The sequence below is a fragment of the Bacteroides sp. AF39-16AC genome (assembly GCF_003602735.1).
Classification (GTDB): domain Bacteria; phylum Bacteroidota; class Bacteroidia; order Bacteroidales; family Bacteroidaceae; genus Bacteroides; species Bacteroides uniformis.
Genome location: NZ_QTLN01000003.1, coordinates 328,177 through 341,979 on the forward strand (window position 1 = coordinate 328,177; position 13,803 = coordinate 341,979).

Annotated in this window: 8 protein-coding genes; all 8 read left to right on the plus strand. The window is 49.9% G+C overall.

Annotated features, from left to right (window positions below; translation table 11 throughout):
• Positions 1–85 precede the first annotated feature (85 nt).
• The 8 genes from DW039_RS05105 (at position 86) to sufB (ending at position 13,780) form a co-directional block, all read left to right on the plus strand.
• A complete protein-coding gene (locus DW039_RS05105; protein ID WP_016272040.1) occupies positions 86–1,282 on the plus strand; it encodes an esterase in 1,197 nt (398 codons plus the stop codon).
• A 4-nt stretch (positions 1,283–1,286) separates the two neighbouring features.
• On the plus strand, positions 1,287–3,611 hold the full coding sequence (locus DW039_RS05110; protein ID WP_118930956.1) for a glycoside hydrolase family 3 C-terminal domain-containing protein: 2,325 nt from the start codon (positions 1,287–1,289) through the stop codon (positions 3,609–3,611).
• A gap of 136 nt (positions 3,612–3,747) precedes the next feature.
• On the plus strand, positions 3,748–6,237 hold the full coding sequence (locus DW039_RS05115) for a glycoside hydrolase family 3 N-terminal domain-containing protein (protein WP_118930955.1): 2,490 nt from the start codon (positions 3,748–3,750) through the stop codon (positions 6,235–6,237).
• Positions 6,238–6,707: 470 nt separating this feature from the next.
• Positions 6,708–7,175, plus strand: a complete 468-nt coding sequence (gene rimP / locus DW039_RS05120) for a ribosome assembly cofactor RimP (RefSeq protein WP_005824352.1) — start codon at positions 6,708–6,710, stop codon at positions 7,173–7,175.
• Between the two features lie 4 nt (positions 7,176–7,179).
• Entirely contained in the window at positions 7,180–8,445 is a 1,266-nt protein-coding gene (gene nusA, locus DW039_RS05125; RefSeq protein ID WP_005833693.1) for a transcription termination factor NusA, read from the plus strand.
• A gap of 118 nt (positions 8,446–8,563) precedes the next feature.
• The gene (gene infB / locus DW039_RS05130; RefSeq protein WP_118930954.1) at positions 8,564–11,611 is read left to right on the plus strand and encodes a translation initiation factor IF-2; all 3,048 of its coding nucleotides are present in this window, start codon (positions 8,564–8,566) and stop codon (positions 11,609–11,611) included.
• Positions 11,612–11,764: 153 nt separating this feature from the next.
• Positions 11,765–12,277, plus strand: a complete 513-nt coding sequence (locus tag DW039_RS05135) for a CvpA family protein (protein WP_008661989.1) — start codon at positions 11,765–11,767, stop codon at positions 12,275–12,277.
• Between the two features lie 48 nt (positions 12,278–12,325).
• Positions 12,326–13,780, plus strand: a complete 1,455-nt coding sequence (gene sufB, locus DW039_RS05140; RefSeq protein ID WP_005824359.1) for a Fe-S cluster assembly protein SufB — start codon at positions 12,326–12,328, stop codon at positions 13,778–13,780.
• The last annotated feature ends 23 nt before the right edge of the window (positions 13,781–13,803 follow it).

Below are 13,803 nucleotides of genomic sequence, written 5' to 3' on the forward strand. Positions count from 1 at the left end.
GTGCCGATTGATTCACCCTGCACTTCGCCAATCCGAAGTGCAGGATTATAGACTATCTGTTTAATAACAAAATAACAAACTCATTATGAAAAGAATTTCTATTTTATCAGCTCTGTTGCTGATGTGTGCGATGACTTTCGCGCAACAAGCTCTCTGGGGCGGTGCCCCCGTGGTATCACCTGAGATACACGACAACAATACAGTAACTTTCCGCTTGAAGGCGCCGAAAGCCGTAAAGGTGCAAGTAACCGGCGACTTCCTGCCTACGCAGAAAATCAAGACTCCTTTTGGTGAGTTTGATGGTCCGGGTGTGGCAGATTTGAAAGAGAACAAGGACGGTGTGTGGGAATTCACTACTCCCGAACCGCTGAAACCAGAACTCTACAGCTACACTTTCCTGGTAGACGGACTGAAGATTAACGACCCTGCCAACGTCTATATGATTCGAGACGTGGCAAGCGTGACGAATGTATTCATCATCGGTGGTGACGAGCGCATCGATCTCTACAAAGTGAATAAGGTTCCTCATGGAACGGTATCTAAGGTATGGTACAACAGCCCCACGCTGGGTATGGACCGCCGCCTGACTGTCTATACGCCTGCCGGATATGAGACAAGCGGCAAGCGCTACCCCGTCTTCTACCTGCTGCACGGCATGGGTGGCGACGAGAACGCATGGAGCGAACTGGGACGTACGGCACAGATTCTGGATAACCTCATCGCCCAAGGCAAGGCCAAGCCGATGATTGTAGTGATGACCAACGGCAACGCCGCATTGGAAGCAGCTCCGGGTGAATCTTCACTGGGCTTTGCCGCTCCCAACATGAATCTGCCCAAGACGATGGAAGGCTCTTTCGAAACGGCTTTCCCCGACGTGGTGAAATTCATTGATAAGACTTACCGTACACAGGCCAACAAGAAGGGGCGTGCCATTGCTGGTCTCTCTATGGGAGGTTTCCACTCCATGCACATCTCCAAGCAATATCCGGACATGTTCGACTATGTAGGGCTGTTCTCGGCTGCCATCATGCCCAACAAAGATGTGAAGTCTCCGATTTATGACAACCTTGAAGCCAAACTGAAAACCCAGTTTGCCAAGAAACCGTCACTCTATTACATCGCTATCGGTAATAAAGACTTCTTGTTCCAGGCCAATAACGACTACCGCAAGATGTTGGACGAGAAGGGTTACAAATATGAATATTATGAAACCGGAGAAGGTCATATCTGGAAGAACTGGCGTATTTACCTGACAGAATTCGCACCGAAGATATTTAAATAAGATTATGAAGAAGAATATCATATCCATGGCAGCAGCAATGGCTGTTTTGTCAGCTTGCGGACCGGGTGTGCCGCAGCTTGGAAAGTCCTCTCTGGATGAGGTGATTGGCGCCATGACCTTGGAAGAAAAGGCGCATCTGGTAGTGGGTACCGGTATGGCAGGTTTCTCGGGTGACAGTGCCGTAATCGGTGCAACGAGAAAGCTAGTGCCGGGTGCGGCAGGAACCACATACCCGATTGAACGCCTCGGCATTCCCGCTGTGGTGCTGGCTGATGGTCCCGCCGGACTGCGTATCGACCCCAAGCGTGAGGGGGATTCGGCTACGTACTATTGTACTCATTTCCCTATCGGAACTTTGCTCGCCTCTACCTGGGACCAGGAACTGGTGGAAAGTGTAGGTCAGTCCATCGGTAACGAAGTGCTGGAATACGGTGCGGACGTGCTGTTGGCTCCGGCGCTGAACATTCACCGTAACCCGCTTTGCGGACGTAACTTCGAGTATTATTCTGAAGACCCGTTGGTGTCGGGTAAGATTGCCGCCGCCTACGTACGTGGTGTGCAGAGCAACGGTGTGGGTACCAGTATCAAGCACTTTGCTGTGAACAACCAGGAAACCAACCGTATGGCTACGGATGCGCATGTATCTCCACGCGCCTTGCGCGAAATCTACTTGAAAGGGTTCGAGATTGCCGTGAAGGAATCCGCTCCTTGGACCGTGATGTCCTCATACAACTACCTGAACGGTGTCTACACTTCGGAAAACAAGGAGTTGCAGACAACCATGTTGCGCGACGAATGGGGCTTCAAGGGCATGGTGATGACCGACTGGTTTGGCGGCAAGGATGCCGTGGCACAGATGGTGGCAGGCAACGACATGTTGCAGCCCGGTCTGCCCAAGCAGTACGAAGCCATCGTGAAGGGTGTGCAGGACGGAGCGTTAGATGAAGCCATCCTCAATCAGAATGTGAAGCGTATTCTGGAGATGATTCTCCAGACTCCCCACTTCAAGGGATATAAATACTCCAACAAGCCTGATTTGAAGGCGCATGCTGCCGTTACTCGCCAGTCGGCAACGGAAGGCATGGTATTGCTGAAGAACGATAACGGTGCTCTGCCGCTGGCTGCCGACGTGAAGAACGTGGCACTCTTCGGTTGCACTTCCTACGATTTCATTGCAGGCGGTACAGGTTCGGGCAACGTGAACCGCGCTTATACCGTTTCGCTATTGGACGGCTTGAAGAATGCCGGCTATGTGGTGGATGAAGCGCTGAAGAATAGCTATGAAGCTTACCTGAAAGCCGAGAAAGAACGTCTGTCCAAAGATAAGAAAGAGTGGTTCATGCCCGATACCCGTCCGGCTGAGATGGCTGTGTCCGCACAGGTCATCCGCGAGCAGGCTGCCAAGGCCGATGTGGCACTGGTGACGCTGGGACGTACCTCTGGTGAGTTCCTCGACCGTATGGTAGCTGACTTCAACCTTACCAAAGAAGAGCAGGACATGCTGAAAGCCGTGTCCGATGCTTTCCATGCTGCCGGAAAGAAGGTAGTGGTGGTACTCAACATCGGCGGGGTGATTGAAACCGCTTCTTGGAAATCTGTTCCCGATGCCATCCTTTGTGCATGGCAGGCAGGCCAGGAGGGAGGAAACAGTGTGGCCGACGTGCTGAGTGGCAAGGCTTCTCCTTCGGGCAAGCTGACAATGACTTTCCCGGTGAAGTTTGAAGATGCCGCTTCTTCCGACAACTTCCCGATAGACATGCGTGTGAGCACCGACCTCATGAACAAAGGCGGGAAGAAGAACGACGTGAAGAACGTGGACTATACCAATTACGAAGAGGACATTTACGTGGGTTACCGTTACTTCGACACCTTTGGCAAGCAGGTTTCCTATCCTTTCGGTTACGGTCTTTCCTATACCACTTTTGCTTACGACAAGGCTGCTGTCAAGGCAGACAACGGTGTCTATACCGTGTCTGTAGAAGTGAAGAACACCGGTAAGGTAGCAGGCAAGGAAGTGGTTCAGCTTTATGTATCCGCTCCCGATGTTGCTGCCAACAAGCCCGAAAAGGAACTGAAGGCTTTTGCCAAGACCAAGGAGCTGAAACCGGGCGAAACTACTGTGGTGACGCTGAAAGTGAATGCTGATGACCTGGCTTCCTACGATGAGGCTGCATCGGCATGGGTGGTAACTCCCGGAAACTACAAGTTCCTCGTCGGAGCTTCCTCACGCGACATCAAGGCTATGCTGGAGGCTGAAGTAGCTGCCGCAACGCAGAAGACGAACGACATCCTGAAACTTCAGGAACCGATGAGTCTCTTGAAGAGATGAGAGTAGGATTGTCTGAAAAAATAACAAATCATACCCTAAAAAACATCCTGTTGTACCCTTTGGTATGGCAGGATGTTCTTATCTTTGTACCTCGTATAAACAGATAGTGCAACTATTATAAACCAATATCACAACCATGAGTAAAAAGTTAATCTTATCTTTAGCCCTATCAGGGTTAGTACTTGCTTCTACGGCGCAGACCACTGTTGCGCCTGCCATTCCAAGAGACGAGAAAATAGAACAGCAGATTGAGACTTTGCTGAAGAAGATGACGCTTGACGAGAAAGTCGGTCAGATGTGCGAACTCACCATAGACCTCCTGCAGAAACGCGCCAATCCTTTCGCCGGTCTCAATCCGAAAGATATAACTGTAGATGATTTGAAGAAAATCGTCAAGAGGTATAAGTTAGAGAAAGAGTTCAAGCTGGGTAAGGAGATGCCTTCGCAAGAAGTGATGATGCAGCTCTATATGCGTATCCAGGGTATTGAGAATGCCAAGGGCTTCCAGTTGGACGAGGCGATGCTCGACTCTGTCATCGGAAAATACAAAGTAGGCTCCATCTTGAACGTGCCTAACGGTGTGGCACAAAGCGTGGAGAAGTGGCAGGAAATCATCAAACGCATTCAGGAGAAATCCATGGAGGTGATGGGTATTCCTTGTGTGTACGGTGTAGACCAGATACACGGAACTACCTATACGCTGGGTGGTACTTTCTTCCCGCAAGGCGTCAATATGGGAGCTACCTTCAACCGTGAACTGACACGTGAAGGTGCACGCATCTCCGCTTATGAAACAAAGGCGGGAAGCATTCCCTGGACGTATGCCCCGGTGACCGACCTCGGACGCGACCCCCGCTGGCCGCGTATGTGGGAAAACTATGGTGAAGACGCCTACGTCAATGCCGAAATGGGACGTGAAGCAGTTATCGGTTTCCAGGGCGAGAACCCCAACCTGATTGGCGAGAACAACGTTGCCGCTTGTATGAAGCACTATATGGGTTATGGTGTTCCCGTTTCCGGTAAGGACCGTACGCCGTCTTCCATCACCGAGCAGGATATGCGTGAGAAGCATTTCGCTCCTTATCTGGAAATGGTGAAAGCAGGTGCCCTCTCCGTGATGGTGAACTCCGCCATGAACAACGGTCTGCCTTTCCATGCCAACTATGAGCTGCTGACCAAGTGGCTGAAAGAAGACCTCAACTGGGACGGTATGATTGTGACTGACTGGGCGGACATCAACAACCTTTATAGCCGCGACCACATAGCCAAGGATAAGAAGGAAGCCATCAAGCTTGCCATCAATGCCGGTATCGACATGTCTATGGACCCGTACGACTGGAAGTTCTGTACACTCTTGAAGGAGCTGGTGGAAGAAGGAGAAGTCCCCATGAGCCGCATTGACGATGCTGTTCGCCGTGTACTGCGCCTGAAGTACCGTCTCAATCTGTTTGAAAAGCCCTATTACGATTTGAAAGACTTCCCCTTGTTCGGTGGTGCAGAACATGCCGCCGCCGCCCTCCAGGCTGCCGAGGAATCTTTGGTACTCCTGAAGAATACAGACGGTATATTGCCGCTGGCAAAAGGCAAGAAGTTGCTGGTTACAGGTCCGAATGCCAACTCCATGCGTTGCCTCAACGGCGGCTGGTCCTACTCTTGGCAGGGTGACAAGGCCGATGAGCATGCAGGCCAATATAATACCATCCTCGAGGCCTTCACCAATAAATTCGGTGCGGAGAATATCATCTACGAAGCTGGCGTCACTTATAAGCAAGGTGGCAACTGGTGGGAAGAAAACACTCCGGAGATAGAGAAAGCTGTAGCTGCCGCTGCGGCTGCCGACTACATCGTGGCTTGCATCGGTGAGAACTCTTACTGCGAGACTCCGGGTAATTTGACAAACCTTACCCTCTCCCAGAATCAGCTTGACTTGGTGAAAGCTCTTGCCAAGACCGGCAAACCCATCGTCCTGATACTGAACGAAGGCCGTCCCCGTCTGATTGCCGACATCGAGCCACTGGCTAAAGCGGTTGTCAATACTATGCTTCCGGGTAACTATGGTGGCGATGCGTTGGCAAACCTCATTGCCGGCGACGCCAACTTCAGCGGAAAGATGCCTTTCACTTATCCGAAAGAAATCAACTCACTGATTACGTACGACTACAAACCGTGCGAACACATCGGCAAGCAGATGGAAGGTGCTTATAACTACGATGCGCAAGTGTCCGTACAGTGGGCGTTCGGTTATGGATTGAGCTATACCACTTTTGCATACAGCAACCTCAAGGTGGATAAGTCGGACTTTACCGCTGATGATGTGCTTACTTTCACCGTTGATGTGAAGAATACCGGCAACCGCATTGGTAAGGAAAGCGTGCTGCTCTTCAGCAGCGACCTCGTTGCCTCCCTTACTCCCGATACCCGCCGTCTTCGCGCTTTCGAAAAGGTGGAACTGAAACCGGGCGAGACAAAGACCGTGACACTGAAACTGAAAGGCTCCGACCTTGCTTTTGTAGGCTATGACGGCAAGTGGATTCTGGAGAAAGGTGACTTCCGCATCCAGACGGGTGACCAGACAGTGAACGTGGTTTGTACGGATACCAAGAAGTGGGAGACTCCGAATAAGTGATACGACAAGGTCTTTTAGACCTTTAGAACCATAGTAAAAGGGCCGATAGCATGAAACAAGCTATCGGCCTTTTATTTTTCCGCGTTGTCTTTCAACAGTATCTTCTTTCCGCTTGTACCTCCTTACTTCTTTTCTTGAAACAATAGAGATTGTATGCATGAGATGTACATCTCATGTTGTCCGAGATGCGCATCTCGTTGTGCTTGACATGTGCATCTCATGCAGTATGGAACGTGATAATTCATTTCATAAAGTATAAGCTTCTGTCTCATAAGATTATATGTTTTACCCCTTATCTTGAAGTGTTGAAAGGGCGTGTCTGTAATATAATTCCCGTTTGAACCGTTAAATCAATCTTTTTTTCTCTAATATTTTGTAGTCGAACAGATTATTTATATCTTTGCAACCGAAAACGGATGAAAGGTGGAGGGGCGATTAAGCTCCTCTTTTTTGTTCCTAATGGTTAATCTATGATAGAAAAGAAAACTGTTTGTCAGATTGTTGACGAGTGGCTGGCAGGAAAGGACTACTTCCTTGTGGAGGTGACAATCAGCCCGGATGACAAGATTTTGGTGGAAATAGACCACAAAGAAGGTGTTTGGATTGAGGACTGCGTAGAGCTGAGCCGCTACATCGAGTCCAAGTTGAACCGTGAGGATGAGGATTATGAGTTGGAAGTCGGTTCGGCCGGCATCGGACAGCCCTTCAAGGTACTGCAGCAGTACATTAACCACATCGGCAAGGAAGTGGAAGTGCTGGCAAAGGACGGCCGCAAGCTCAGCGGCGTGTTGAAGGAAGCCGACGAACAGCATTTCGTCGTGACCATTCAGAAGAAAGTGAAAGAGGAAGGTGCCAAGCGTCCCAAGCTGGTGGACGAGGACTTGACCTTTACGTATGAAGAGATAAAATACACTAAATACTTAATCAGTTTTAAATAAGACTATGGCCAAAAAAGTAGAAACTGTCAGCTTGATAGATACATTTTCGGAATTTAAGGAACTGAAGAATATCGACAGAACCACGATGGTAAGCGTACTCGAGGAGTCGTTCCGTAGTGTGATTGCGAAAATGTTCGGTACCGATGAGAATTACGACGTAATTGTAAACCCGGACAAGGGTGACTTCGAAATATGGCGTAACCGTGAGGTAGTGGCAGACGAGGATTTGGAAAACCCGAACCTGCAGATTGCATTGTCCGAAGCACAAAAGATTGATGCTTCTTATGAAGTGGGCGAGGAAGTGACGGATGAAGTTATCTTCGCGAACTTCGGTCGCCGTGCCATCTTGAACTTGCGCCAGACACTGGCCTCCAAGATATTGGAACTGGAGAAAGATAGTATTTACAACAAATACATTGATAAAGTGGGTACCATCATCAATGCGGAAGTCTACCAGATTTGGAAGAAAGAGATGCTGCTGCTCGATGATGAAGGCAACGAACTGTTGCTGCCCAAGACCGAACAGATACCGAGTGACTTCTACCGCAAGGGCGAGACCGCCCGCGCCGTAGTGGCACGTGTGGACAACAAGAATAATAATCCGAAGATTATCCTGAGCCGTACGTCGCCCGTCTTCCTGCAACGTCTGTTCGAAATGGAAGTACCCGAAATCAATGACGGACTGATTACCATCAAGAAGATTGCCCGCATCCCCGGCGAGCGTGCCAAGATTGCCGTTGAGAGCTACGATGACCGTATCGACCCGGTAGGTGCCTGCGTGGGTGTGAAGGGTAGCCGTATTCATGGTATTGTCCGCGAGCTTCGCAACGAGAATATCGACGTTATCAACTATACGTCCAATATCCAGTTGTTTATACAGCGTGCCTTGAGCCCTGCCAAAATTTCTTCCATCCGCTTGAACGAGGAAGAACGCAAGGCTGAAGTGTTCTTGAAACCCGAAGAGGTGTCGCTGGCTATCGGTAAAGGAGGTTTGAATATCAAGCTTGCCAGTATGTTGACTGAGTACACCATCGACGTGTTCCGCGAGTTGGATGAGGCCATAGAGGATGAAGACATCTACTTGGACGAATTCCGTGATGAAATAGACGGTTGGGTTATCGATGCCATCAAGGCTATCGGTATCGATACGGCTAAGGCTGTGTTGAACGCTCCCCGTGAGATGTTGATTGAGAAGACGGACCTCGAAGAAGAGACGGTGGACGAGGTATTGCGCATTTTGAAACAGGAGTTTGAAGAGGAGAATGAATGATTTACGATTTTACGATTTACGATTTACGATTAGAGTTTGATTGTAAATGTAAGTCGTTCCGCTCCGAGTATTATCAATCGTAAATCGTAAATGGTTAAATCGTAAATAGAAAAAATTGATGACGATAAGGTTAAACAAAGTAACAAGAGATTTAAATGTAGGGATTACGACGGCTGTCGAGTTCCTGCAAAAGAAGGGATTTACCGTTGAGGCAAATCCGAACACAAAAATTACGGATGAACAGTTCGAACTGCTCAAAAAGGAGTTTAGTACAGATAAGGACCTTAAGATAAAGTCGGAGCGTTTCAGCCAGGAACGTCAGAGCAAGGACCGCAACAAGGCGTCCGTGTCTATTGACGGCTATAGGGAAACGCAGGAGAAAGCGAAGCCCGAGGAGATTAAGACGGTTGTTCCGGAAGACGCACGTCCGAAGTTCAAGCCGGTAGGCAAGATTGATTTGGACAAACTGAACCGTAGACCTGCTCCTGCTCAGGAAAAAGAGAAAGAAGCGGAAAAAGCGGTAGAGGAGAAGAAGGTGGAGGAACCGGCAGTTGTAGAAACGCCGAAACCGGAACCTGCTCCTGCTCCCCAACCGGAACCACAGCCGCAACCGGAGGTACAGCCGGCATCTGAGTCCGAGCCGCAGCCCGTTTCGGAACCGCAGCCACAACCCGTTGTCAAGGAAGAGCCTGCTCCGGTTGTAGAGGCTCAACAAGAATCTAAAAAGGAAGAAATGATAGAAGCGCCTGCTCCCGCACCGGCAGCTGAAGAAGCACCGGTTGAAAAAGAGGGGAAAGAAGAAGGAGAAGAAATCTTCAAGATACATCAGCCTGAGTTTGTTTCGAAGATTAATGTTATCGGACAGATAGACTTGGCGGCCCTGAACCAATCCACACGCCCAAAGAAGAAATCGAAAGAGGAGAAACGCAGGGAGCGTGAAGAGAAGGAAAAGATTCGTCAGGATCAGAAGAAGCAGATGAAGGAAGCTATCATCAAGGAAATCCGCCGTGATGACAGCAAGTTGAAGGATACCGCTGCCGGCGATGCCAACGGCAAGAAGAAACGTGTCCGTATCAATAAGGAGAAAGTGGACATCAACAATGCTTCCAACTTCCAGCGTGGTGGCAACGACCGTGGACACGCAGGTGCCCAGCAAGGTCAGGGTGCCCGCCCGCAAGGTGGAAACCAGCCTGGTGGAAACAATGCCAATAATAACCGCAACCGCAATAAGGACCGCTTCAAGAAGCCGGTCATCAAGCAGGAGGTTAGCGAGGAAGATGTAGCAAAGCAGGTAAAGGAAACTTTGGCACGCCTCACTTCCAAAGGAAAGAACAAAGGTGCCAAGTATCGTAAGGAAAAACGTGACATGGCTTCCAGCCGTATGCAGGAATTGGAAGACATGGAAATGGCAGAAAGCAAGGTACTGAAGATTACGGAATTCGTGACGGCCAACGAGTTGGCAAGCATGATGGATGTTTCTGTTACTCAGGTCATCGCCACTTGTATGAGCATTGGTATGATGGTATCCATCAACCAGCGTCTGGATGCCGAGACCATCAACTTGGTGGCTGAAGAATTCGGCTTCAAGACAGAATATGTAAGCGCAGAAGTGGCGCAGGCCATCGTAGAGGAAGAGGATGATGAGGAAGATTTGGAACCTCGCGCTCCGATTGTAACGGTGATGGGTCACGTAGACCACGGTAAGACTTCATTGCTCGACTATATCCGTAAGGCGAATGTGATTGCCGGTGAAGCGGGTGGTATCACACAGCACATCGGTGCCTACCACGTGTCGCTGGACGACGGACGTAAGATTACATTCCTCGATACTCCGGGCCACGAGGCGTTTACCGCCATGCGTGCCCGTGGTGCCAAAGCTACGGATATTGCCATCATCATTGTGGCTGCTGACGACAACGTGATGCCGCAGACAAAGGAAGCCATCAACCATGCCATGGCTGCGGGTGTTCCTATTGTATTTGCAATCAATAAGATTGATAAACCGACTGCCAACCCCGACAAGATTAAGGAAGAGCTGGCTGCCATGAACTTCTTGGTGGAAGAGTGGGGCGGTAAGTATCAGTCGCAAGATATCTCTGCCAAAAAGGGTATCGGTGTACCCGAGTTGATGGAGAAAGTGCTGCTCGAAGCAGAAATGCTGGAGCTGAAAGCAAACCCGAACCGCCGTGCTACCGGTTCCATTATCGAGTCCTCATTGGATAAGGGTCGTGGCTATGTGGCTACGGTACTCGTTTCCAACGGTACCTTGAAAATGGGCGACATCGTGCTGGCGGGTACCAGCTACGGTAAGGTGAAGGCTATGTTCAATGAGCGTAACCAACGCATGCAGGAGGCTGGTCCTTCTACACCTGCCCTGATATTGGGCTTGAACGGTGCACCTGCTGCTGGCGACACGTTCCACGTAATCGAAACGGAGCAGGAAGCACGCGAGATTGCCAACAAACGCGAACAGTTGCAGCGTGAACAAGGTTTGCGTACGCAGAAGATGCTGACGCTCGACGAAGTGGGCCGCCGTCTGGCGCTGGGTGACTTCCATGAGCTGAACGTGATTGTGAAGGGTGACGTGGACGGTTCTGTGGAAGCGTTGAGCGACTCTTTAATCAAGCTGTCTACGGAGCAGGTGCAGGTAAACGTAATCCACAAGGGTGTCGGTCAGATTTCCGAATCGGATGTCTCGCTGGCTGCCGCTTCGGATGCGATTATCGTCGGTTTCCAGGTACGTCCTTCGGGTGCTGCCGCCAAGATGGCAGAGCAGGAGGGTGTGGATATCCGCAAGTACTCCGTCATCTACGATGCCATCGAAGAGGTGAAGGCTGCCATGGAAGGTATGCTGGCACCGACATTGAAGGAGCAGATAACGGCAACCATCGAGGTGCGCGAAGTGTTCAACATCACGAAGGTGGGACTGGTGGCAGGTGCCATGGTCAAGACCGGAAAGGTGAAACGCAGCGACAAGGCCCGTTTGATACGCGACGGTATCGTAATCTTTACGGGTGCCATCAATGCCCTGAAGCGCTTCAAGGACGACGTGAAGGAGGTAGGTACCAATTTCGAGTGCGGTATCAGCCTGACAAACTGCAACGACATCAAGGTGGGCGATATTATCGAATCTTACGAAGAAATAGAAGTGAAGCAAACATTATAATTGAATAATGTGCAAATATGCTAATGTGCCAATTGGCTGCGCGTACAGAAAATGCCGCAGGGCAATTGGCACATTTTGCATATTAGTTATTTGCTCATTGACCCATTAGCATATTGGCACATTAGCATATTGTCACATTGGTACATTAATTTTATGGCAATTATAGATATCATCATATTGGCTGCTTTCGGCTTGGGCGCAATCATCGGCTTCATGAAAGGTTTTGTGAAGCAATTGGCCTCTCTGCTGGGGCTGATTGTCGGTCTGCTGGCGGCAAAGGCTTTGTATGCCTCGTTGGCAGTGAAGCTGTGCCCCATGTTGACAGACTCTATGACAGTGGCGCAAGTACTGGCATTTGTCTTCATCTGGCTGGCTGTTCCTTTGCTCTTCTCCCTGGTGGCTTCTCTGCTGACCCGGGCAATGGAGGCCGTCTCGCTGGGCTGGCTCAATCATTGGTTGGGGGCTGGTCTAGGGGCTTTGAAGTACCTCCTGCTGACGAGCCTGCTGATTGGTGTCATCGAATTTATAGACGGAGACAATACGCTGATTAGCAAAACAAAAAAGAAAGAATCAGTGTTATATTATCCTATGGAAGAGTTTGCCGGGATATTCTTTCCCGCAGCAAAGGCGGTTACGGAGCAGATTGTAAACGGAGACTTTGACTGATACCGTGAACCGTGATTTTGTAATTCATAATTTGTAATTATAGAAGTGATGCAACAAGAAGAACCCAATAAATATGTAAAGGAACTCACTCAGGAGAAGTATAAGTACGGTTTCACGACCGACGTGCATACAGACATCATTGAGCGCGGGCTGAATGAAGATGTAGTGCGGCTTATCTCTGAGAAGAAGGGAGAACCGGAATGGTTGCTGGAGTTCCGCCTGAAGGCATATCGCCACTGGCTGACATTGGAGATGCCTACATGGGCACATCTCCGCATTCCCGAAATAGATTATCAGGCCATATCCTACTATGCCGACCCTACGAAGAAGAAGGAAGGACCGAAAAGCATGGATGAGGTAGACCCTGAGTTGATAAAGACTTTCAATAAGCTGGGCATTCCGCTGGAAGAGCAGATGGCGTTAAGCGGTATGGCTGTGGATGCCGTTATGGACTCGGTGTCTGTAAAGACTACCTTCAAGGAGACGCTGATGGAGAAAGGAATCATCTTCTGCTCGTTCAGCGAGGCTGTACGCGAGCATCCCGACTTGGTACAGAAATATCTCGGTTCGGTGGTGCCTTATCGTGACAACTTCTTTGCGGCACTGAACTCGGCGGTGTTCTCCGACGGTTCTTTTGTCTATATCCCGAAGGGGGTACGTTGTCCGATGGAGTTGTCCACCTATTTCCGCATCAATGCCCGCAATACGGGGCAGTTCGAAAGAACCTTGATTGTGGCGGATGATGATTCGTACGTTTCTTATCTGGAAGGGTGTACGGCTCCGATGCGTGACGAGAACCAGTTGCACGCGGCCATTGTGGAAATTGTGGTGCACGACCGTGCAGAAGTGAAATACAGCACCGTGCAGAACTGGTATCCCGGTGATGCCGAGGGCCGGGGTGGTGTCTATAACTTTGTGACGAAGCGTGGCCATTGTAAAGGGGTGGACAGTAAACTGTCTTGGACACAAGTGGAAACAGGTTCGGCCATTACCTGGAAGTATCCGTCTTGCATCCTTTCCGGCGACAATTCGACAGCGGAGTTCTATAGTGTGGCAGTAACCAATAACCATCAGCAGGCAGACACGGGAACAAAGATGATTCATCTGGGCAAGAATACCCGGAGCACCATTGTGAGCAAAGGCATTTCTGCCGGAAAGAGCGAAAACTCTTACCGCGGCTTGGTGCGCGTGGCACAGAAAGCGGACAATGCTCGTAATTACAGCCAGTGCGACTCCTTGCTACTTGGTGACAAATGCGGCGCGCATACTTTCCCCTACATGGATATTCACAATGAAACGGCCATCGTGGAGCATGAGGCCACTACCAGCAAAATCAGTGAGGACCAGATATTCTACTGCAATCAGCGCGGTATTTCTACGGAAGATGCCGTGGGGCTGATTGTGAACGGTTATGCCAAAGAGGTTTTGAATAAACTTCCGATGGAGTTTGCCGTAGAAGCGCAGAAATTGCTTGCCATTTCGCTGGAAGGAAGCGTGGGGTGATTTATAAATAGTAAATTGTAAAT

Excerpts from the sequence above, each read along its gene's own strand:
- rimP (WP_005824352.1), top strand. The coding sequence starts at position 6,708 with ATGATAGAAAAGAAAACTGTTTGTCAGATTGTTGACGAGTGGCTGGCA.
- infB (WP_118930954.1), top strand. The coding sequence starts at position 8,564 with ATGACGATAAGGTTAAACAAAGTAACAAGAGATTTAAATGTAGGGATT.
- nusA (WP_005833693.1), top strand. The coding sequence starts at position 7,180 with ATGGCCAAAAAAGTAGAAACTGTCAGCTTGATAGATACATTTTCGGAA.
- DW039_RS05115 (WP_118930955.1), top strand. The coding sequence starts at position 3,748 with ATGAGTAAAAAGTTAATCTTATCTTTAGCCCTATCAGGGTTAGTACTT.
- DW039_RS05105 (WP_016272040.1), top strand. The coding sequence starts at position 86 with ATGAAAAGAATTTCTATTTTATCAGCTCTGTTGCTGATGTGTGCGATG.
- sufB (WP_005824359.1), top strand. The coding sequence starts at position 12,326 with ATGCAACAAGAAGAACCCAATAAATATGTAAAGGAACTCACTCAGGAG.
- DW039_RS05135 (WP_008661989.1), top strand. The coding sequence starts at position 11,765 with ATGGCAATTATAGATATCATCATATTGGCTGCTTTCGGCTTGGGCGCA.
- DW039_RS05110 (WP_118930956.1), top strand. The coding sequence starts at position 1,287 with ATGAAGAAGAATATCATATCCATGGCAGCAGCAATGGCTGTTTTGTCA.